The 21,226-nt window shown below is 65.7% G+C and carries 17 protein-coding genes and 1 pseudogene; 12 read left to right on the top strand and 6 right to left on the bottom strand.

Annotated elements, in window-relative coordinates; translation table 11 throughout:
* Window positions 1-90 precede the first annotated feature (90 nt).
* From BSIN_RS12845 to BSIN_RS12835, 3 genes are all read right to left on the bottom strand, one after another.
* Window positions 91-996: a hypothetical protein gene (locus BSIN_RS12845; protein ID WP_089340797.1), complete on the bottom strand. Its 906-nt coding sequence runs from the start codon at window positions 994-996 to the stop codon at window positions 91-93.
* 120 nt (window positions 997-1,116) lie between these two features.
* Window positions 1,117-2,586: an NAD-dependent succinate-semialdehyde dehydrogenase gene (locus tag BSIN_RS12840; protein ID WP_069236257.1), complete on the bottom strand. Its 1,470-nt coding sequence runs from the start codon at window positions 2,584-2,586 to the stop codon at window positions 1,117-1,119.
* Window positions 2,587-2,766: 180 nt separating this feature from the next.
* Window positions 2,767-4,050 carry a 4-aminobutyrate--2-oxoglutarate transaminase gene (locus tag BSIN_RS12835; protein ID WP_089340796.1) on the bottom strand — a complete coding sequence of 428 codons (1,284 nt, stop codon included), beginning with the start codon at window positions 4,048-4,050 and terminating at the stop codon, window positions 2,767-2,769.
* Window positions 4,051-4,192: 142 nt separating this feature from the next.
* On the opposite strand from BSIN_RS12835, the gene pdxR reads away from it, so the two are divergent.
* The 3 genes from pdxR (at window position 4,193) to BSIN_RS12820 (ending at window position 8,336) form a co-directional block, all read left to right on the top strand.
* Entirely contained in the window at window positions 4,193-5,731 is a 1,539-nt protein-coding gene (gene pdxR, locus BSIN_RS12830) for a MocR-like pyridoxine biosynthesis transcription factor PdxR (RefSeq protein WP_089340795.1), read from the top strand.
* Window positions 5,732-5,935: 204 nt separating this feature from the next.
* Complete coding sequence (gene selD / locus BSIN_RS12825) at window positions 5,936-7,003, top strand: selenide, water dikinase SelD (RefSeq protein WP_089340794.1); 1,068 nt, start codon at window positions 5,936-5,938, stop codon at window positions 7,001-7,003.
* Between the two features lie 271 nt (window positions 7,004-7,274).
* Entirely contained in the window at window positions 7,275-8,336 is a 1,062-nt protein-coding gene (locus BSIN_RS12820) for a purine-nucleoside phosphorylase (protein ID WP_089340793.1), read from the top strand.
* A 236-nt stretch (window positions 8,337-8,572) separates the two neighbouring features.
* On the opposite strand, the gene BSIN_RS12810 is transcribed toward BSIN_RS12820, so the two are convergent.
* Complete coding sequence (locus BSIN_RS12810) at window positions 8,573-8,875, bottom strand: DUF4148 domain-containing protein (RefSeq protein WP_089340791.1); 303 nt, start codon at window positions 8,873-8,875, stop codon at window positions 8,573-8,575.
* A gap of 372 nt (window positions 8,876-9,247) precedes the next feature.
* The gene (locus BSIN_RS12805) at window positions 9,248-10,138 is read right to left on the bottom strand and encodes a LysR family transcriptional regulator (protein WP_089340790.1); all 891 of its coding nucleotides are present in this window, start codon (window positions 10,136-10,138) and stop codon (window positions 9,248-9,250) included.
* 100 nt (window positions 10,139-10,238) lie between these two features.
* Here BSIN_RS12805 and BSIN_RS12800 point away from each other — a divergent pair, with 100 nt between their 5' ends.
* The 7 genes from BSIN_RS12800 (at window position 10,239) to BSIN_RS12770 (ending at window position 18,681) form a co-directional block, all read left to right on the top strand.
* Window positions 10,239-11,792: an AMP-binding protein gene (locus BSIN_RS12800; RefSeq protein ID WP_089340789.1), complete on the top strand. Its 1,554-nt coding sequence runs from the start codon at window positions 10,239-10,241 to the stop codon at window positions 11,790-11,792.
* Window positions 11,793-11,804: 12 nt separating this feature from the next.
* Window positions 11,805-12,986, top strand: coding sequence for an acyl-CoA dehydrogenase family protein (locus tag BSIN_RS12795; protein WP_089340788.1), 1,182 nt, complete (start codon window positions 11,805-11,807; stop codon window positions 12,984-12,986).
* A gap of 55 nt (window positions 12,987-13,041) precedes the next feature.
* Entirely contained in the window at window positions 13,042-14,169 is a 1,128-nt protein-coding gene (locus tag BSIN_RS12790; RefSeq protein WP_089340812.1) for a CaiB/BaiF CoA transferase family protein, read from the top strand.
* A 59-nt stretch (window positions 14,170-14,228) separates the two neighbouring features.
* On the top strand, window positions 14,229-15,530 hold the full coding sequence (locus tag BSIN_RS12785; RefSeq protein ID WP_089340787.1) for an MFS transporter: 1,302 nt from the start codon (window positions 14,229-14,231) through the stop codon (window positions 15,528-15,530).
* Between the two features lie 168 nt (window positions 15,531-15,698).
* Complete coding sequence (locus BSIN_RS12780) at window positions 15,699-16,757, top strand: porin (protein WP_089340786.1); 1,059 nt, start codon at window positions 15,699-15,701, stop codon at window positions 16,755-16,757.
* Between the two features lie 157 nt (window positions 16,758-16,914).
* Window positions 16,915-17,184: a BON domain-containing protein gene (locus tag BSIN_RS12775; protein WP_256583780.1), complete on the top strand. Its 270-nt coding sequence runs from the start codon at window positions 16,915-16,917 to the stop codon at window positions 17,182-17,184.
* A gap of 93 nt (window positions 17,185-17,277) precedes the next feature.
* The gene (locus BSIN_RS12770; protein ID WP_369828182.1) at window positions 17,278-18,681 is read left to right on the top strand and encodes a serine hydrolase domain-containing protein; all 1,404 of its coding nucleotides are present in this window, start codon (window positions 17,278-17,280) and stop codon (window positions 18,679-18,681) included.
* Between the two features lie 250 nt (window positions 18,682-18,931).
* On the opposite strand, the gene BSIN_RS12765 is transcribed toward BSIN_RS12770, so the two are convergent.
* Window positions 18,932-19,936 carry a LysR family transcriptional regulator gene (locus BSIN_RS12765; protein WP_059512826.1) on the bottom strand — a complete coding sequence of 335 codons (1,005 nt, stop codon included), beginning with the start codon at window positions 19,934-19,936 and terminating at the stop codon, window positions 18,932-18,934.
* 181 nt (window positions 19,937-20,117) lie between these two features.
* Between BSIN_RS12765 and BSIN_RS12760 the strand changes: the two genes are divergently transcribed.
* Entirely contained in the window at window positions 20,118-20,972 is an 855-nt protein-coding gene (locus tag BSIN_RS12760) for an alpha/beta hydrolase (protein WP_059512881.1), read from the top strand.
* A gap of 59 nt (window positions 20,973-21,031) precedes the next feature.
* Window positions 21,032-21,226: pseudogene (locus BSIN_RS12755) on the top strand (efflux transporter periplasmic adaptor subunit); the annotation flags it as partial.

Raw genomic sequence — 21,226 nt, 5'->3', positions numbered from 1 at the left:
ATGGTTCGCATCGACGCCGCGGTGCAATTCGCGAGCCGAATGCTTTGTGCTGCCGATCGTCCGGGCAGCATACGGATGCTTTCATACGAGTCAGCTCGCGGCGCGGCGAATGGACGCTGCCTTCTCGTCGAACTCGTTCGTCAGCGATGGGTCGTTCCAGCCGGCGGCGAGCCGTGCCGCCTCATCGATCTGGCGTTGGCCCTCGGTTGCGTCGCCGAGCGAGATCCGCGCGCGGCCGGCCTGGAGCAGCAGGAATGCGCGGTCGATTTCTTCGTCGCCGTGAGCTTCGATGACTTTCAGTCCGCGCTCGGCGGCGGCCAGCGCCTCTCGAGGTTGCCCGAGGCGGGCATGGGCGAGTGCGCACAGATAGTCCGCGCGCGCTTCGTTGATCCAGGTGCCGGCGCGCTGCCATAAGTCGCGGCACAAACGCGCACCTTGCGCGATGGCATGCCGGATCGCGTCGCTGCGCTCGATGCTTGTATCGTCGACGTCCAGCAGCGCGGAGACGGCATTGTTCAATCCGGCGGCGAGCATCGCATCGGCAGCGCCGCGCTCGTGTTGCGTGTCGAGCCAGCCGAATATCGTCGTCAGCGCGGCCGCGCCTTGCTCCGGTTCGCCGCCGCGAAGCGCGTGGCCGATCACCGCCAGGCGCACGACCATGGCCGCTTGCACCGCGCAAAGGCCATCGCGCTGCATCCGCAGTTCCAGCGCATACGCTCGAACCGGATCGCCGGCCATCAGCGCGGCGACGGCCGCATTGCGCCACACCGCGACGCTGACGTCGGCGCGCTGCGACGTCAGCTTTTGCTGAAAGCGCGACGCCTGCGGCCACTCGCGCAGCAACTCGCCGATCACGTGATTGCCTAGCCAACTGAGCTGCGGCAGGAGTTCGAACGGCATCTCCTGTTCGACGAGTTGCCATAGCTGACGCTTGGCGTCGTCCGGCGCAGTGTCGTGACTGGCCATCAATGCAGACAGGGTTTCCTTCACGCCCATATCACCCGGCTCCTTCGAAACAGCGAAACGGCAGGTCCCGAAAACAACGCTGCCGCGAGCGCGGCAGCGTTGTCTGCAAGGGCTCCTGTGCGATGGCTCATCGAGCGCGGCCGCACGCCGTCATATCGCAACGCACATGTATTTAATCACGACGTAATCGTCGATCCCATAGTGCGAGCCTTCGCGTCCGAGCCCGGATTGCTTGACGCCGCCGAACGGCGCGACTTCGTTCGAGATCAGTCCGGTATTGATGCCGACCATCCCGTATTCGAGCGCCTCGGAGACGCGCCATACGCGGCCGATGTCGCGGCTGTAGAAGTATGCGGCAAGGCCGAACTCGGTGTCGTTCGCATAACGGATCGCTTCGTCTTCGGTCGAGAACTTGAACAGCGGCGCGAGCGGCCCGAACGTCTCTTCCCTTGCAACCTTCATGTCGGACGTGACGCCTGTCAGCACGGTCGGCTCGAAAAAGCCATGACCGAGCGCGTGGCGCTTGCCGCCCGCCGTGACGCGCGCGCCTTTGGCGAGCGCGTCCGCGATGTGCGATTCGACCTTCTGGACCGCTGCCTCGTTGATGAGCGGCCCCTGCATGACGCCCGCTTCGGTGCCGGGGCCGACCTTGAGTTTCGAGGCGGCCGCGGCGAGTTTTTCTGCGAACGCGTCGTAGATTTTCTCGTGCACGTAAAAGCGGTTCGTGCACACGCAGGTCTGCCCGCTATTGCGATACTTCGACGCGATCGCGCCTTCGACTGCCGCATCGAGATCCGCGTCGTCGAACACGATGAACGGCGCATTGCCGCCGAGTTCGAGCGAAACCTTCTTGACCGTCGAGGCGCATTGCGCCATCAGCAGGCGCCCGACCGGCGTCGAGCCGGTGAACGACAGCTTGCGCACGAGCGGGTTCGACGTCAGTTCGCCGCCGATCTCCTTCGGATCGCCGGTGACGACGCTGAATACGCCCGGCGGCACGCCCGCGCGCTCGGCCAGCACGGCGAGCGCGAGCGCCGTGAACGGCGTCGCCTCGGCCGGCTTCACGACGATCGGGCAGCCGGCCGCAAGCGCCGGTCCGACCTTGCGCGTGATCATCGCCGCCGGGAAATTCCACGGTGTGATCGCCGCGCATACGCCGATCGGCTCCTTCGTCACGACGATCCGGCGGTCGGCGGCCGGCGTCGGGATCGTGTCGCCGTACACGCGTTTGCCTTCCTCCGCGAACCATTCGAGAAACGCCGCCGCATAGACGATTTCGCCTTTCGCTTCCGTGAGCGATTTGCCTTGCTCGGTGGTCAGGATCAGTGCGAGATCGTCGGCGTGCGCGACCATCAGATCGTGCCAGCGGCGCAGGATCGCCGCGCGCTCTTTCGCGGTGCGCTTGCGCCACGCGGGCCATGCAGCGTTTGCCGCGTCGATCGCGCGGCGCGTCTCGGCCGCGCCCATCGCGGGCACCGTGCCGAGCAGCCCGCCCGTTGCCGGATTGCGTACTTCGAAGCTGCGGCCGCCGTCGGCGGCTTGCCATTCGCCCGCGATGAACGCGCGTTCGCGCAGCAGCGCGGGATCTTTCAGTGCGAGGGTTTCGTGATCTGTGCTCATCGTATGTCGACCATATTCGAAAAAACGAGCGCCGCCGCACGCGGTGCGCCCGGCGGCGCCGGCCGCGGCACGCAGGCGGCGGTTTCAGGGCAGCGGCTTCGCGAAAGCGCCGCTGCGGCATCGGCAGCTGGATTGCCGCGGCGCGCAGCGCGCCGCCCGTGGTGGCGCGGCGCGGAAAACTCAGGCGGGCACGCCCACCGCTTCCTTCAGCACGCTCTCGAGAATGCCGAGCGCTTCGTCGAACACGGCATCCGGGATGGTGAGCGGGAACAGGAACCGTATCACGTTTGAATCGACGCCGCAGATCAGCAGCAGCAGGCCGCGCTCGAGCGCGAGCGTCTGCACGCGCTTGGCGAACGCGGCGTCCGGGGCCCGCGTATCCGGATTGGCGAATTCCGCCGCGACCATCGCACCCGGACCGCGCACGTCGGCAATCTGCGGGACTTCGGCCGACAGCGCGGCGAGCTTCGCCTTCAGCTTGTCGCCTAGCACGACCGCGCGCTCGGTGAGCTTTTCGCCGTCGATCACATCGAGCACCGCATGCGCGGCCGCGATCGCGAGCGGATTGCCCGCATAGGTGCCGCCGAGGCCTCCCGGCGCGGCCGCGTCCATCACGTCCGCGCGGCCGACCACGCCCGACAGCGGCATCCCGCCGGCCAGGCTTTTCGCGATCGTCAGCAGATCGGCGCAGACGTCGTAGTGCTCCATCGCGAACAGCTTGCCGGTGCGCGCAAAGCCCGTTTGCACTTCGTCGGCGATCAGCAGGATGCCGTGCGTGTCGCACAGCTTGCGCAGCGCGCGCACGAAATCGGCGGGTGCCGGATTGAAGCCGCCTTCGCCCTGCACGGGCTCGAAGATGATGGCAGCGACGCGTTTCGGATCGATGTCGGCCTTGAACAGCGCGTCGAGCGCGGCGAGCGAATCGGCGGTGCTCACGCCGCGCAGCGCGTTCGGGTACGGCGCGTGGAACACGTCGCCCGGGAACGGGCCGAAGCCGAGCTTGTACGGCGCGACCTTGCCCGTCAACGCCATGCCCATCATCGTGCGGCCGTGGAAGCCGCCTGCGAACGCGATCACGCCCGGCCGGCCGGTATGCGCGCGGGCGATCTTCACGGCGTTTTCGACGGCTTCGGCCCCCGTCGTGAAGAACGCCGTTTTTTTCGGCTGCGCAATCGGCGCGCGTGCGTTGATCTTCTCGGCAAGCTCCACATACGACGCGTATGGGACGATCTGGTACGCGGTGTGCGTGAACTGCTCGAGCTGCCCGGCGATCGCCTTGACGATTTTCGGATGGCGGTGGCCGGTGTTCAGCACGGCGATGCCCGCGGCGAAATCGATGAAGCGGCGGCCCTCGACGTCCCACAGCTCGGCGTTTTCGGCGCGCGCGGCATAAAAATCGCACATCACGCCGACGCCGCGCGGCGTCGCGGCGTTCTTGCGGGCATGCAGTTCGGCATTTTTCACGGTTGTCTCTCCTGGTGACTGGAATACGTCGCCGGCGACGGCCGGCGGCTGGCACGTCCTGCCAGCGTGCGCGTTGAAGTGACTATAATCAAATTTGGCTCTGCAAATTAGAGCCATTTTGATAAATTTAAAGGAGCCAATTATGCGGGTGAGCGTGCTGACGGACTGGCTCGCGCAGCGTCTCGTGCGCGGCGCCGCGCAGCCGCCGATTTATCGGCAACTGCACCGGCTGCTGCAGCAGGCGATCCTGACCCGCGAACTGCCGCCGGGCGCGCGCATGCCGTCTTCGCGGTTGCTCGCGGCCGAACTTGGGATTGCGCGCAACACCGTCACGCAAGTCTACGAGCAGCTGGTGCTCGAAGGCTACGTGACGTCGGCGACGGGGCGCGGTACGTTCGTCGCGGACAGCGCGCCCGACGAGATCGTCGGCGAGCCGCTGACCGGCGTTGCCGGCATGGCCGGCGCGGCCGCCGCCGGGGCCGAAACCGGCGGCGCGGGATTCGCCCGTTCGCTGTCCGCGCGCGGTGCGCGGCTCGTCGGCGGCGCGGGCGTGTCGAAGCGGCAGGGCGGCGCGTTCATGCCAGGCGTGCCGGACGTCTCGCGCTTCCCGGCGCGCGTTTGGACCCGGCTGCACAACAAGTATTGGCGGCGTTTGCATCCCGAGTTGCTGACCTACGCGCCGGGCGGCGGCCTGCCGGCGCTGCGCGAGGCGCTGGCCGACTATCTGCGCACGTCGCGCTCGGTGCGCTGCACGCCTGCGCAGATCATCGTGACGACCGGCATCCATCAGTCAATCGATCTCGCGGCGCGCTTGTTGACCGATCCGGGCGACGCGGTTTGGACCGAGGACCCGTGCTACTGGGGCGTGCGCAGCGTGCTGCACGTATCGGGACTGACCACGCGGCCGATTCCTGTCGACGACGAAGGCATCGCGCCCGCAGCCGACGATTTCGCCGCGCCGCCGAAGTTGATGCTCGTCACGCCGTCACATCAGTATCCGCTCGGGATGGTGATGAGTCTCGCGCGGCGGCGGATGCTGCTCGAGTACGCGCGCCAACATCGCGCATGGATCATCGAGGACGATTACGACAGCGAATTCCGGTATGGCAGCCGCCCGCTCGCGTCGCTGCAAGGGCTCGATACGGCCGGGCAGGTGATTTACGTCGGCAGCTTCAGCAAGACCCTGTTTCCGGGGCTGCGGGTGGGCTATCTGGTGGTGCCGGAGCCGCTCGCGGAAAGCTTCGCCACCGCGAGCGCCGAGCTGTATCGCGAAGGGCAGCTTTTGCAACAGGCGGTGCTCGCCGAATTTATCGCCGAAGGCCATTTTGTCTCGCATATCCGCAAGATGCGCACGCTGTACGGGCAACGCAGGCAGACGTTGCTCGACGCGCTCGCGCGCCGCTACGGCGACGAGCTGCCCGCGGTGGGCGGCGATGCCGGATTGCATCTCGTGATGCGTCTGCCCGGGCGCGCCGACGATCGCGCGCTCGCGCGCGCGGCGCTTGAGCGCGACATCGTCGTGCGCGCGCTGTCAGGCTATTACGCGAATGCGCGGCACGCCGCTGCCGGACTGTTGCTCGGTTATGCGTGCGTGCCGGAGGACGAGATCGCGCGGGCGTTCGATACGCTGTCGTATGCGATCGACGAGACGGTGCTCGGGCGTGGGCGCACGGCGGCGTGACGCTCGCGGGGGGAGGTTCGTCGCGGGGTTTGCCGCTGGAAGTGGGAAGTCGCAAGCTGCCAGTCGGAAGCCGAAAGCCGTCGCCGCGTCGCCGGTATCGCGGTCGCCGGCGCGCTTGAGGCGCAGCCATGCAAGCTGCCGCACCGAGACGACCGACGCCAAATTGCCGATAATACAACGTTCCGCCCATCCCCGAATTCCGCGATGACCGAATCCAACCGATCCGATATGGCCGCCGCGCCGCGCCTCACGAGCCTCTCTCACGGCGGCGGCTGCGGCTGCAAGATCGCGCCCGGCGTGCTGTCCGAGCTGCTGAAGCGCAATGCGCCGCCCGCGCTGTTTCCCGATCTGCTCGTCGGCACTGAAACGTCCGACGACGCGGCCGTCTATCGCTTGAACGACGAACAGGCGATCGTCGCAACCACCGATTTTTTCATGCCGATCGTCGATGATCCGTTCGATTTCGGCCGGATCGCCGCGACCAATGCGCTCTCCGACGTCTACGCGATGGGCGGCAAGCCGATTCTCGCGCTCGCGCTCGTCGGCATGCCGGTCAACGTGCTACCGCACGAGACGATCGCCGAGGTGCTGAAGGGGGGCGAGGCGGTGTGCGCGGACGCGGGCATTCCGGTCGCGGGCGGCCACTCGATCGATTCGGTCGAGCCGATTTACGGGCTCGCGGCGCTTGGCGTCGTGCATCCGCAGCGTGTGAAGCGCAACGCGGCCGCGCGTGCGGGCGACGTACTCGTGCTCGGCAAGCCGCTCGGCGTCGGCGTGCTGTCGGCCGCGCTGAAGAAGGACAAGCTCGACGCCGACGGCTACGCGCAGATGATCGCGACGACGACGAAGCTCAACCGCCCCGGCACGGCGCTCGCCGGGCTGCCAGGCGTGCATGCGCTGACCGACGTGACGGGCTTTGGCTTGCTTGGCCATACGCTCGAGCTTGCGCGCGGAGCGGGGTTGACCGCGCGCGTGCGCTACGGTGCGCTGCCGTGGCTCGCGGGCGTCGAGCAATTCGCGGCGGCGGGCGTGTTCACGGGCGCGTCCGGACGCAACTGGGCGGCCTATGGCTGCGATATCCGGCTTGGCGACGGCTTGCCCGCCGTCGCGCAGGCGTTGCTGACCGATCCGCAGACGTCCGGTGGCTTGCTCGTCGCGTGCGCGCCGGATGCGGTCGACGACGTGCTCGCGTGCTTTGGCGACGACGGTTTCGATCGTGCCACGGTGATCGGCGAGGTGATCGACGGGCCGGCACGCGTCGACGTGCAATGATGCCGCTGGTTTAATCGGCACGGGCTTGTGCTGCCGGCGCGCATCGTGCCGCCGCTGGCGGTTGCGCGGCGGGGGCATGCGAATCCCGTCTCGAATATGGATGGCGCACGCCATCGATGTACAGGACGCAAGCCATCGCCGCGGCCCGTCGTGGCTAACTGACGGCTTGGCGCCGCCCGGCGCCGTTCACGTGTCGATATTGACGCCCTATACTGCGCACGCAGTTGCTGAACTCCGTTCTCATCCAACTTACTCAAATCAAGGAACGCTCATGTTGACTCGCTCGATACTTTCCGCGGCCGTGTTTTCGCTCGCCGCGTGCGCGACGGCGCCGTCCGTCGCGCACGACAGCGATGACGCGTTAGCCGATGCCGGCTCGCACGGCCATCCAGTGAAGGTGATGATCGTCACGATGTTCGGCCCTGAAGGGCAAGCGTGGCTCGACAAGCTCGGACCGTGGAAGGACATCAAGGTGGCCGGCCTGTCGCCCGATTATCCGGCTGTCCACTGCAACAAGGACGACGTGTGCGTCGTCACGACGGGCATGGGCTATGCGAACGCCGCGTCGACGATCATGGCGCTGACGTTCTCGAACCGCTTCGATTTACGCAAGACCTACTTCCTGATCTCGGGCATCGCGGGCGTGAGCCCGAAGCAAGGCACGCTCGGTACCGCGGCGTGGTCGAGGTATCTGGTCGATTTCAGCCTGCAGTGGGAAATCGATGCGCGTGACATTCCGCCGAATTGGAACACCGGCTATCTCGGCATCAACACGAAGAATCCGAACGACAAGCCGCCGCTCGACTATCGCACCGAAGTGTTCCAACTGAACGGCAAGCTGACCGATGCCGCCTTCGCGCTATCGCGCAACGTGACGCTCGCGGACAGCACGCAGGCGCAGGCGGCGCGCGCGAAGTTCAACTACGCGCCCGCGAACCAGCCGCCCGCGGTGATGCGCTGTGACACGCTGTCCGGTAACACGTGGTTCTCCGGCACGCGGCTTGGCGAGCGTGCCGACCAGTGGGCGAAGATCCTCACCGATAACAAAGGCGTGTACTGCATGACCGCGCAGGAGGACAGCTCGTCGTTCGAGGCGTTGAAGCGCGCGGAGAGCGTGGGCCGCGTCGACACGTCTCGCGTCGCGGTGCTGCGCACCGGCTCGGATTTCGATCGTCCGTATCAAGGCCAGACGGACGTCGACAATCTGCTGAACTACGCGGATCAAGGCGGCTTCACGCTTGCCACCCAGAATCTGTATCTCGCGGGCAATCCGCTCGTGCAGGACATCGTCAAGCACTGGGGCGACTGGAAGAACGGCGTGCCGGCCCGTTGACGCTCGCCGCGCATAGTGATGCGTGCTTCGCGTGCGGCATGGGTGCGCATCAATCGGCGGCGGGCGCGGTCGAGCGGAACGGCTTCCAGACGGGCGTGTTGTCGTCCCAATGATCGAGCGGTGAAGGGATCGGTTCGTTCATGATGGTGATCTGACGGCGACGAATGCGGTGAACTGTATTGAATGTTGAATGGACATGACGCCGCGTATCGGTTTCGATGCGCGGCGTCATGCGTTTACCGGCCTGCGCCGGCGAGCTGATTCGCATTCGGATCGGGCCGGTACGCGCGTTGCGCGAGTTCGACACCGGGCGCACCGGGCGGCGCGTACGACATCGACTTGCGCAGTGCGGCCAGCGTGCCGTCGCGTTGCGCTTGTTCTAGCTCGGCGCGCACGTCGGCGCGTGTGCGGGGGCCCTGGTTGTACCGCGCTGCATTGACGTAATCGCCTGCGTGAGCTGTGACGGTATCCGTGGCGAATGCCGGCGCGGTAACGGCGAGCGCGACGGTGGCGATGGCGAGAAGACGGCTGCGTTTCATGTGTCACTCCTGTCGATTCGATGCGCACGTTCGAAATGGTGCGGTGCGCGACAGGTTGTAATTTAGGACTAGTTGCGTCGACGATAAATGGCATTGCCGCGAATTGATTTGTCGCGGGAATCGAACAATCGAAGTCCTTGGCAGTGGTAGGGATATCGCCGCGGTGTGCCGCGCGCCTCACGTTGCGCGTGGGCGATGCGCGCGTGCGTGCGCGGGACGGCGCGCGGGGTTGAAGCGACGCGGCGCGGCGCCACTGGTTGGCGGCATTGGCCGCATATGGGCGGACGCGCGACGAAGGCAGTGCGCTCGATGCCCGCAGACGATATGCGCGGGCTTTTTATCGGTAATCCGCGCCGGCGGTACGCTGTACGCTCATTGCGTGCCTTCTTGAAGCAGCGCGATCATCCGCTGCGCCAGCGGCGACAGATAGGCGCTCTTGCGATGGATCGCGCCGATGTGCCGATGCAATTCGAGTTCGCCCGGTGCGAGATCGAGCGCGGCCGCGTCGATCGGCAGGCTCAGCGCCTCGGTGCCGCCGATGCCGACAATGCGCGTGCCTTGCAACAGGCGAAACAGTGACGTGCTGCCGAAATCGGTCTCGATGCGCAGTTTCGGCAGCGGCAGCTCGCGCCGGCGGAAGGCGTCGTCGATGCGCTGCCGCACGGGAATCGTCGGTCCCGGCAGCAGCCAGTCCTGCTCGACAAGATCCTCGAGCGTCACGCCGCGCTTGCGATGCAGCGGATGCGCCGCATCCGCGAGTACGAACAGCCGGTCCTGAAAAAGCGGTGCGACGTCGAAGCCCTCGGTGTCGTCCGTAGGCTCCGGCGCGATCGCGAGATCGAGTTCGCCGGCTGCGAGCAGATCGAACAGGTCGTGCGCCAGACGTCTGCGCAGACGCAGTTTCGCGGCCGGCCGTTCGCCGATCAAGCGGCGGCACGCGCCGAGCACGAGCGCGTTCGGCACGGTCGGCGAATAGCCGATCCGCACCATGCCCAGCTCGCCGCTGCGAATCGCCTGTGCCTCCTTCAGCGCATCGTCGTACTCGAGGGCGATGCGCCGCGCCCGCACGATGAATTGCGTGCCCGCCGGCGTCGCGATGACGCCGCTCGCGGTGCGCTCGAACAGCGTCAGGCCAAGCTGTGCCTCGATCCGCTGAATCGCCTTCGTCAGCGCCGGCTGGCTGAGCCCGAGCGCATCGGCTGCCTTGCCGATGCTGCCGTGACGTTCGACGGCAAGCAGATAGTCGATGTCGCGCGTTTCCATCTGTCATTCCCAATGGTTATGGCTGTATAGCCGATCTCGCATTGTAGTGATGCCTTCCATCATACAGACTGGTGCAACGGATCGAACCACGGAGAATCGATTGAGCTTTCCCTATTTCCTGCGACGGGCTGCGCGCTATTGGGGCGACTTGCCGGCTGTCGTTCATCGTGACCGCGCGCTCAGCTATCGACAGTTAGACGAACGATCGACGCGGCTTGCGAATGCGCTGCTCGGCCTGGGCTTCAAGAAGGGCAGCGCGATCGCGGTCCAGGCGCGCAACTGCGCGGAACTCGTCGAGATCGAATGCGCGCTGTACAAGGCGGGCCTCGTGAAGGCCGCGCTGAACCCACGCTTCACGATGGCCGAGGCCTCGGACGTGATCGAAAGTTGCGCGCCCGTCGCGCTGATCGCGGGGCCCGGTTATACGCGCTATGCACCCGATACGCGCGGCTGCGCGTCGATCGAGCGCTTCATCGCGATCGGCGAACCGACGACGGGTTACCTCGACTACGAAACGCTGATCGAGCAGGCGAGCGCGCAGGCGCCGAACGTCGTCTGCAGGCCGGACGATCTCGCGGTGCTGCATTTCTCGTCGGGCTCGACGGGCAAGATCAAGGCGGCGATGCAAAGCTACGGCAATCGTCTAGCGTCGCTGCGCAAGCTGTTGCTCGGTATGGATCGCCCCGCGTGGCCGGGCGATCGCGTTGCGCTGATCGGCCCCGTCACGCACGCGTCTGGGATGCTGATGCAGCCTTATCTGTACTGCGGCGCGACACTCGTGTTGTTCGACACGTTCGAGCCCGCGCACTTTCTCGCCGAAGTCGAGCGGCTGCGAATCACGCATACGTTCATGGTGCCCGCGATGATCAACATGCTGCTCAACGAGCCGAGCCTCGCGCATGCGGATCTGCGCAGCCTGGCAACGCTCGCGTACGGCGCGGCGCCGATGGCGCCGGCGCGAATCGAGGAGGCATGGGCGCGGATCGGCCCGATTCTGTCGCAAGGCTATGGCGCGAGCGAATCGACGTCTGGCGTCACGCGCCTGAGCATCGCCGATCACGCACACGCGATCCTGAAGCGTCCTGAGCGGCTCGCGTCGTGCGGCCGGCCGCATGGCGAGAGCGAGGTGCGCGTTGTCGACGAGCATGGCCGCGAAGTCGAGGGCGATGCGATCGGCGAGATCGTGATTCGCGGCGACGACGTGTTTCACGGCTATTGGGGCGAGCCGGAGCTGACGCGCGAGGTGCTCGTCGACGGCTGGCTGCATACGGGCGATCTCGCGCGCGTCGACGAGGAGGGTTTTCTGTATCTCGTCGATCGCAAGAAAGACATGATCATCTCGGGCGGCTTCAACGTCTATCCGACCGAAGTCGAGGCGACGCTGTATCGGCATCCGGCCGTGCTCGAGGCGTGCGTCGTCGGCGTGCCCGACGACAAGTGGGGCGAATCGGTGAAGGCGGTGGTGGTGCTGAAGTCGGGCGCGACGTTGCATGCCGACGAGCTGATCGCCCATTGCCGCGCGAGCCTCGCCGACTATAAGCTGCCGCGCTCGGTGAATTTCGTCGCCGATCTGCCGAAGAATCCGAGCGGCAAGATCGCGCGCAAGCTGGTGCGCGAGCATTTCTGGCAAGGCGTCGCGCGTCGCGTCAATTGATGAGGAAGCCTGATGTTCGATGATCTGACGCATCCCGAATTCGTCGCGGTCCGCGACGGCATTCGCAGTTTCGTTTCGAATGAGCTGATCCCGCTCGAGCGCGAGCTTGGGCTCGACGCCGAGGCACCCTGGCCGAAGGAGACATTGCGGCGCGTGTGGCGGCGTTCTGCCGAGTTGGGTTTTTATTCCGCCTGCCTGCCCGCCGCGCTCGGTGGCAAAGGCTTGTCGATTCTCGAGCAATGCGCGCTGAAGGCCGACCTTGCCGCAAGCGGCGCGGTGCTTGCGCCGCACGTGCTCGGCGATCTCGGCGGCCCGCCGCGCGTGGGCAACATGCTGAAGTACGCGACGCCGGATCAGCTCGAACGCTATTTCATGCCGGTGATCCGCGGCGAGAAATCGACTTGCTTCGCGTTGACCGAGCCGCACTCCGGCTCCGATGCGCTGAGCATCAAGACGGCTGCCGTCGTCGACGGCGACGAACTGGTGATCGACGGTGCGAAGCATTACATCAGCGGCGCGCCGTTCGCGGATTTCGCGATCGTGATGTGCGTGACCGACGCGAGCGAGACGCCGCCGCAGATCAGCGCGGTGCTCGTCGATCTGGATTTGCCCGGCGTGACGGTTTCGCACGAATACGTGCCGATGTCCGGGCAGCACATCGACGCCGACATCCGTTTCGAACGTGTGCGCGTGCCGCGCGCGAATCTTTTTGGCGGCGTCGGCAACGGCTTCAAGCTCGGGATGTCGCGGATCAACGTCAATCGTCTGCTGCATTGCCCGACGATGCTTGGCCTCGCAGCCTTCACGTATCGCGCGGCGCTCGACTATGCGCGCACGCGGCAGCAGTTCGGCGGCCCGATCGCGCGCTTTCAGGCGATTCAGCACATGCTGGCCGACATGGCGTCGGCGTTGTGGGCGTGCGAAAGCATGATCGCGCAGACGGCGGCGCTTGCCGACGCCGGCGCCGATCTGAAGATGAAGGCGGCCGCGTGCAAGCTGTTCGTGTCGGAGCGTTGCTTCGAAGTCGCGGATAAGGCGGTGCAGATCCACGGCAACGTCGGCGTGACGCGCGGCCATCCGGTCGAGCGCGCGTTCCGCACGCTGAGGATGTTCCGGATCGTCACGGGCACGAGCGAGATCCAGCGCAACACGATTGCGCGCGCGATTCTCGAGCCGGCCGGCCAGCGCGGATGAGCGTCGTCGCATCGAATTGCTTACTGGCGCGCTCCGCGCGCCTTGGAGGCGCAGCATGAAGCACAGCAAGCCGGAATGGTCGTGTCTGACCGGCGTCACGATCGTCGACCTCAGCCAGCTACTGCCGGGGCCGCATGCGACCGCGCTGCTCGCGCAGCTCGGCGCGAGCGTCGTGAAGGTCGAGCCGCCCGGCGCGGGCGATGCGTCGCGGCTGCTCGGCGATGCAGTGTTCGCACAGTTCAATCGCGGCAAACGTTCGGTTGCGCTGGATATCAGGACGCCTGAAGGAAAGGCGGCACTCATCGGGCTGGTGCGCGACGCGGATGCCATTGTCGAGGGTTTTCGTCCCGGCGTGATGGCGAAGCTCGGCCTGGATTACGCCGTGCTGGCGCAGGCGAACCCGCGCATCGTGATGTGCTCGATCTCGGGCTTCGGGCAGACGGGGCCGTACGCGCACCGTCCAGGCCACGATCTCAACTATCTGGCGCAAGCCGGCTATTGGTCGGCGCCCGCGCAAGTCGAAGACAAGGTTTCGCGGCCTCGCGTGCGGCTGGCCGATTATGCGGCGGCGAGCCATGCGGCGCTCGCGCTTGCCGTCGCCGTGATGAGCGCGCGGCAGAACGGGCGCGGCCAGCATCTCGACGTGTCGATTCACGACGCGACGATGTCCTGGGTCGCGCCTGCGGCCTGGGCCGCACGCAAACGCGGCGCGGATGCGTCGCCGCTCGTGATGCCCGACAACGATTTGTTCGAAACCGCGGACGGCCGGCATCTCGCGCTCGGCATTCTCGAGAACAAATTCTGGATCGCATTGCGCGACGCGCTCGGCGACGAGTTCCCGGTGTTGGCCGACGAGCGGTTCGAGACGCGTATCGGCAGGCAGCGGCACAAGAGCGAAGTGCATGCGGTGTTGAAGGCCGTTTTCGCGACGCGCTCTCTCGCCGAATGGAGCGACGCACTGGCTAGCTTCGATTTGCCGATCGCGCCCGTGCTCGACGCCGATGAATTGTTCGACGATCCGCACGTTCAGGCGCGCGGGATGGTGCGTGAAATCGACGGCGGTCAGGCGATCGCGCTGCGCTTTCCGGTGAAGTTCTCGCTTGGATTGCCCGATGGCGACGATCGCGTGCCAGCGCTGGGCGAGATGTCGCCCGACATATCGACGCGGGACAGCGCGGCTTGACGCGCTGAGGCGACCGGCCCGCCAGGGTCGGCGACCGAACAACAGGCACGGAGACACGGATGACGACAGACAACGCGTGTTATCGCCCCGCGCGGGCATGGTCGATCGCGATCATGCTTGCGCTGATGATGCTCGTGAATTTTCTCGACAAGGTTGTGCTTGGCCTCGTGTCGGTGCCGATGATGCGCGAGCTGCATCTGTCGCCGACACAATTCGGATTGATCGCCGGCAGTCTCAACTGGCTGTTTTCGGTGTCGGCCGTGATCGGCGGAATCGCGGCGAACCGGTTGTCGACGAAATGGCTGCTGCTCGGCATGGGCGCCGCATGGGCGGCGTTGCAATTGCCGATGCTCGCCGCTAGCTCGGTGTGGGTGATCGTCGCGTGCCGCGTGTTGCTCGGCATTGGCGAAGGTCCGGCGTCGCCCGTTGCCGTTCATGCGCTGTACAAGTGGTTTCCCGATGCGAAGCGCAATCTGCCTGTCGCCGTACTGCATCAAGGCAGCGCGCTTGGCCTGCTGATCGCCGGGTTGACGATTCCCATCGTGTCGTCGCATTGGGGCTGGCGCGCGAATTTCGCATTGCTTGCCGCGCTCGGCGCGATCTGGTGCATCGCCTGGTTCGCGTATGGCGAGGAGGGCGCGTTGGACCGCACGGGGCCACGTGCGAGCGCTGCCGCCGCCGAGCGCGTGCCTTACGCGCTGTTGCTCACCGATCGCACGGTGCTCGGCAATTTCCTCGGGCATTTCGCGGCGAACTGGATTCTCGCGATGACGCTGACTTGGTTGCCCACTTATCTGCAACTTGGCCTGGGTTTCGGCGCGCATTCGGTGGGCCGGTTGTTTGCGCTGTTCGTCGCGGTCACTTCGCCGTTGAGCCTTGCGCTCGCGTGGGGCTCGCAGCGGCTGCTCGCGCGCGGCGTGACGTCACGGGTCGGGCGCGGCTTGTTCGTGTCGGCGGCGCTCGCGCTCGCGGGCCTGCTGCTCGCCACGCTCGTCGTGCCCGGCCTGCCTCCCATGGGCAAGATCGTGTTGCTGACGTTCGGCAGTGGTTTGACGCTCGTCATGTACTCGATCGGCCCCGCGATGCTCGGCGAAGTGACGCCCGACGCGCAGCGCGGGGGGATTCTCGCGCTTAGCAATGGATTCGCATCGCTCGCAGGGCTTGGTGCGCCCGTTATCGTCGGTGTGCTGATCGAAGCGAAGGGCGGATCGATCGCGCATGGCTTCGAAGCTGCGTGTCTCGTTTGCGGCGTCGTGTTGATGGGATGTGGCTTGCTTGGCGCGATGTGTCTGGACCCGCAATATTCGCGTAGGCGGCTTGCTCGTGGTGCGGCGGCAGCTTGTGACGCGACGCGGGTTTGATGGTGGTGGGTGGTTCGGGTTGGGGTTGGAAAGGGAGTGGCACGAGGTTAATGATTCGTTATGCGAATGATTAATTCGGCGTGCTTGGGTGTGGTGAATGCCATGGGGCCGGAGTAAGCGCTCAAGCGCTAACTCCAGCCAGCCATGTCATGGGATCGGAGGAGACATATGAAAAAAATGGTTTGGCTCGCGCTGGCAGGCGCGTTGCCGGGTTTGGTTCATGCGCAGTCGAGCGTGACGCTGTTCGGCAGGATCGGCGGCGGCGTGCGTTGGGTCAACGGCGTGCAGGGCGGTAGCGTCGTCGGTTTCAATAACAATCTGATCGCCGGCAACGAATTCGGAATACGCGGCAAAGAAGATCTGGGAGGCGGCACGAAAGCGATATTCATGCTCGATGGCGCGTTCAATAGCGGCACAGGCGCGGTGAAGATGAGCAACACGTTGTTCTCGCAGGCGGCGTATGTCGGCTTGTCCGGCGGTTTCGGACGCCTGACGTTCGGCCGGCAGTTCAACGCGGCCGAGGATTTCGGCATCGTTATCGATCCGTCGGGCGGGCGCGGCCAGTCGCTTGCGATCGAACCCGGCGTGCTGTGGGGCGGTAACTACTTCACGCTCGATTCGCGTTTCAACAATACGATCAAGTATCTCGGCGAACTCGGCGGGCTGCGCTATGGCGTGAGCTATTCGCCGGGCGGCGTCGCAGGCAACTCACATGCGGGCACGAACTTCTCGGCGGCCGTGATGTATCAGTATCAATCCGTGCTCGGCGGCGTGTCGTACTCGAAGACCTATAGCCCCGATGGCTCGCAATCCGCGCAAACGCTGCAAACGGGCGGCACCGTGCAGCTCGGCGCCGCGCGCCTTTATCTGAGCTACGCGACGCTCGACGTGTCGGCGGCGAGGGCCGGCCGGCCGAATCGGCGCGACAAGATTCCGTCGGCGGGCATCGTCTATCAGCCGGCGCCGTCATGGCAATTCACCGCGGCCGTCTACGACGATATCGCGAGCAATCTCGGTAACGTGCGCGGCGCAAGTGGGCACAAGCTGTCGTCCTATGCAGTCGTCGAATATTTCCTGTCGAAGCGCACCGAGCTTTATGCGGAGATCGACCGCAACGGCTTTACGGGCGCCTACAAGCGCGATCCGGCGAACGTCGCGGCGCTCGGGCTGCGGCCGGAGGCGGGGGGCATGACGGGTGTGTCGCTTGGCTTGATGACGCATTTCTGAGGCCGGCGGCGATAGCGACGATCTCTCGTTTACCTTATTTCAGGACATGTTTTCGATGAAGCCGATTTCTTGTTTATTCGTCATTTTGGCCACGGCGACATGCGTGGAGGCGGCCCCGGGGTTCGCACAGATGCCGACATCGGAGGCTCGGCCCGCATTGGCATCGGCGCCCGCGGTCGACGTTGCGACGCGTAAGCAGCATCAAGCCGAAGACCGGCGCTTGAAGCGCCGCGTCAGCGCGGCGCTCGCGCGCGTGCGCGGCCTCAATTCGACGCGCCTGATCGTGCGCGCGCACGACGGCGACGTCACATTGCTCGGCACGACCACCGACACGAGCCAGATTGAGTTGGCGGTTCAGGCCGCGCAACGCGTCGATGGCGTGAAGCGCGTGCAGAACGCGATTCGCATTGGTGAACCGGGGCTGTGATCGTTGCGCCGCCACGAGCCGGTAGTCGGCCGGAATCGGTTTGCGGTCGAAGCAGCCGCGTTTCATCACCTGTTTTCCAATAACGGAGTCCGCATGTTCAATATGCATGTTTTATCGAAAGGCCGCGCGATGCGCAGCGCGGCCATGGCTTGTCTGATGGCGACGGCCTCATGGTGCCAGGCCGGCATGCCGGACGATGCTGCCGCCGGCTCCGATCCCGTCAAGCTAGGCATCATGCAAGGTTTTCCGCCGCCGCAGGACAAGCTCGTGACGAAGGCGAACGCGTTTAGGTTTCCGAACTTGCGCTGGTCTCTGCGCAATACGCGCCTGAGCGTGCCGACCGCGAATGTCGGCCGTGCGAGCGAGCCGTGGCCGTTGCCGTCCGGCGATGCGGCGGCGCTCGACGATGTGCGTTTCGTTGTCGACGGCCGCACGCTGACGCTCGCCGATTATCTGCGCGACACCTATACCGACGGCTTCATCGTGGTGAGCCGGGGCAAGGTCGTTTATGAGCGCTACTTCGATTCGTTCGGGCCGCGTGATCTCCATGCATGGGCGTCGATGACGAAATCGGTGACGGGGCTTGTCGCCGCGCGGTTGATCGCCGAAGGCCGGCTCGATCCGCAGGCGCCGCTCGCGCGCTACGTGCCCGAGCTGGCGGATACGCCGTTCGGTGCGGCGACGGTCCAGCAGAATCTCGATATGGAAGTGCCAGTGACCTATCCGTCGGGTCTGCCGCCCGATCTTGGGTTGTTCGGCGCGGTCGGTATCGCGCCGCGCCGCGACGGCGCGCCGGACACGATCTACGATTTCCTGAGGGTGGCGCGTGCGACCCCCGGCATGACGGCGGGCCAGATGTGGTTCTATCAGAACGGTTCGCCGGAGGCGGTTGCGTGGGCGCTGTGTCGGATCGCGGGCCGCTCGTGGAGCGAGCTGGTTGCAGACGATGTGTGGCGCCGAATCGCGGGCGACGATGCGTATGTCGTCGTCGATCGCGTCGGCGCCGAGATGGCGAGCGGCGGCTTGCATACGACGCTGCGCGACGCGGCGCGCTTTGCCGAGTTCGTGCGCACGGGCGCGGGCGCGAAGTCGCGAACCGGTTCGGATGCCGAAGCGAATGCGAAGTCTGGCGCGGGTTCGGCAAGCGGCGCTGCAGAGCTGATGCGTGCGGCGATCCGCATCGCGCTGAAACCGGCCGACAATGCGGCGCTGTTTGCCCGGGGCAATCTTGCCGTGGGCCGAGCCGGTTATTCGTATCGCGATTACTGGTATCAGACGAACGACGGCGACGGTTCGTTCGTCGCGAGCGGGCGCTTCGGGCAGGCGATCCTGGTCGATCCGAAGGCGGCGCTGTCGATCGTCAAGTTCTCGTCGTCGCCGGATTTGGCGCCGCGCGCGCAGAGTGCGCGCGGCCAAGCCGCCGCGCGTCCGGCGCTGGAGCGCGCCGACGCGCTTCAAGCCGCGGCGCGTGCGATCGCTGCGGTGCTCGCGCGCTGAATGCACCGGATAGTTACGCCGAGCAGATCGAGATCGGAAATGGCGGGTGCGTTTCGCGCGTGTGCGAGCATGGCCGAGTACGCCCCAGCCGTTTCGAGCGCGCGCGGCGCACCTCGTGCGGCGCCATTGTCACGATGCCTGCCAGGCTGGCCATTTCTCTTGCGCTACGCTGCCTCGCCCCGCCCGCGCCAACGTACATTCGCCTGCGGCATTCGGCGCGTTCGCTCGATTCGCATCATGGATGCGAGACTCACGCCACCCACTCGTTCAGCACCGGCGTATCGAGCGACGGCGCGCGCTCGGCTTCCTCGAACGTGCGTTTGCTGCAAGCCGCATCGAGCCCCTTGCGTCCGCTCAACAGCGGGCAGCGATCGAAGATCTCGGCGACCCAGTCGACGAATACGCGCACCTTCGGCGATAGATGACGGCTGTGAGGATAGACGACCGAGATCGGCATCGGCAGCGGCCGGTAGCCGGTCAGCACTTCCTTCAGCGTGCCGTCGCGCAGCTGCGGCAGCACCATGAAGAGCGGCGGCTGAATCAGCCCGAAGCCTTCGACGCCACAGGTCACGTAGGCGTCCGCGTCGTTGACCGACACGAGCCCGTTCATCTTCACCTCGACTTCCTTGCCGTCGATCAGGAACGCCCAATCGATGTTGCGTCCGGTGCGGCTCGAAAAATAGTTGACGGCTTTGTGTCCGGCAAGTTCGTCGATGGTGCGCGGCTCGCCGTACTTCTCGAGATACTCGGGCGACGCGACTGTCGTTCCCTCGAACAGCCCGACGCGCCGCGCGACGAGCGACGAATCCTGCAGCGCGCCGACGCGGATCACGCAATCGACTCCCTCCTGCAGAAGATCGACGGGCCTGTCGGTAAGCCCCAGTTGCAGGTCGATATCCGGGTAGCGCGTGTGGAATTCGCACAGCGCGGGGATCACGATCAGGCGTCCGATCGAGCCGGGCATATCGACTCGCAGCTTGCCGTGCGGCTTGCGGTTGTTGACCTGAAAACTTGCTTCGGTCTCCTCGACATCTGCGAGAATGCGCACGCAGCGCTCGTAATAGGCAGCGCCGTCGGGCGTGAGCGACAAACGGCGCGTCGTGCGGTGCATCAGCCGCACGCCGAGGAAGGATTCCAGATTCTGGATGATCGTCGTCACCGACGCGCGCGGCAGCCCAAGCGTCTCGGCTGCCTTGGTGAAGCTGTTTGTATCGACGACGCGCGTAAATACCTGCATGGCTTGCAGCCGATCCATCACTACCTCCGCGATTGACCCCCTAACGACCAAAGGCCGCGACACCATGCGAGTGACGCAGCCAACAATTGTTCAAGGGAAGTGAATTGTGTTGCCGGATTATAGGCATTTATCCGGATGTTTGCCGGACCGAGAATTCGATCCATCTTGAAATGGATGCGCGCTGCCGCGCACGCTCACTATGGACGCATTCGACTTTCGCCGCCTGAGCACCGCCCGAGCGAGCGCTGACAAGACGCTCGCGCGCCCGGCGCTTGCGGTATCGGAGGTTGTGATCGCAGGCTATGCGCAGGACATCGGCTTGCGTTTATATCGGCGTCCCGATAAATCCTCAATGCCAGTAGTGCTTTATTTTCATGGCGGCGGTTTCGTGCGCGGCTCGCTCGACGACGCCGACCGTGCCGCGCGCTATCTCGCCGAGCAGGTGCCGGCGCTCGTCGTATCGGTCGATTATTCGCTCGCGCCGCGCCATCCGTTTCCGGCCGCGCCGGAGGATGCGTACTGCGCGGCACGCTGGGCCGACGCCCGTGCCCGCGCATTTGGCGGCAATCCGCGCAAGATCGCCGTTGCCGGGCACGACGCGGGCGGCCATCTGGCGAACTGTCTGTCATTCATTGCGCGCGACCGCGGTGAAATTCGCATCGCCGCGCAGGCGCTGTTCGGTCCGATGCTGGACCCGAGCATGACGCGGCTCGCCGATGCAGCGCGCTTATCGTCTGACATTACTGAGCGTGAATGTGCGGCGTGCTATCGCGCGTATTTGCCGCAGCCCGCGCAGCGGATGCATCCGTATGCGGCGCCGCTCGAGTCGGCGCGCCTTGCCGGGCTGCCGCCCACGCTCGTTGCAACCGCGCAGAACGACGTATTGCACGGCGAGGCGGAGAAGTACGCGAGTTGTCTGATCGAGGCCGGTGTACTGACGCAGGTAATCCGCTATCGCGACGTGTCGCATGCGGCGCTCGCCGATCACGCGCCTGCGTTGCAGGAGGCGGCACGGTTCCTTCAGTGCCGTTTCGGCGCAGGCGTGCCGGGCTGATGTTTGCCGCCGTTTCATTCGAATTCGAGCAACCAACCGAACAATTTGGAGATTTTTTCATGGCTATTTTGCGTACTCGTCATTCGCGGATCGCCGCTGCGGTACTTGTCGTCGTCGCGGCCGGGCTTGGTGCGTTCGGCGCGATGCGCGTGAACGCAAGCAGTGCCGACAAAGCGCAGGCGCCGCTGACGGAAGTGGACGTGGCTGGGGTGCTGTCGAAGACGGTGACGGATTGGCAGAGCTATTCGGGGCGT

Source organism: Burkholderia singularis (assembly GCF_900176645.1).
GTDB classification, from domain to species: domain Bacteria; phylum Pseudomonadota; class Gammaproteobacteria; order Burkholderiales; family Burkholderiaceae; genus Burkholderia; species Burkholderia singularis.
Note: the sequence above shows the minus strand (reverse complement) of the source record. Positions and strands in the feature narration are given on the sequence as shown.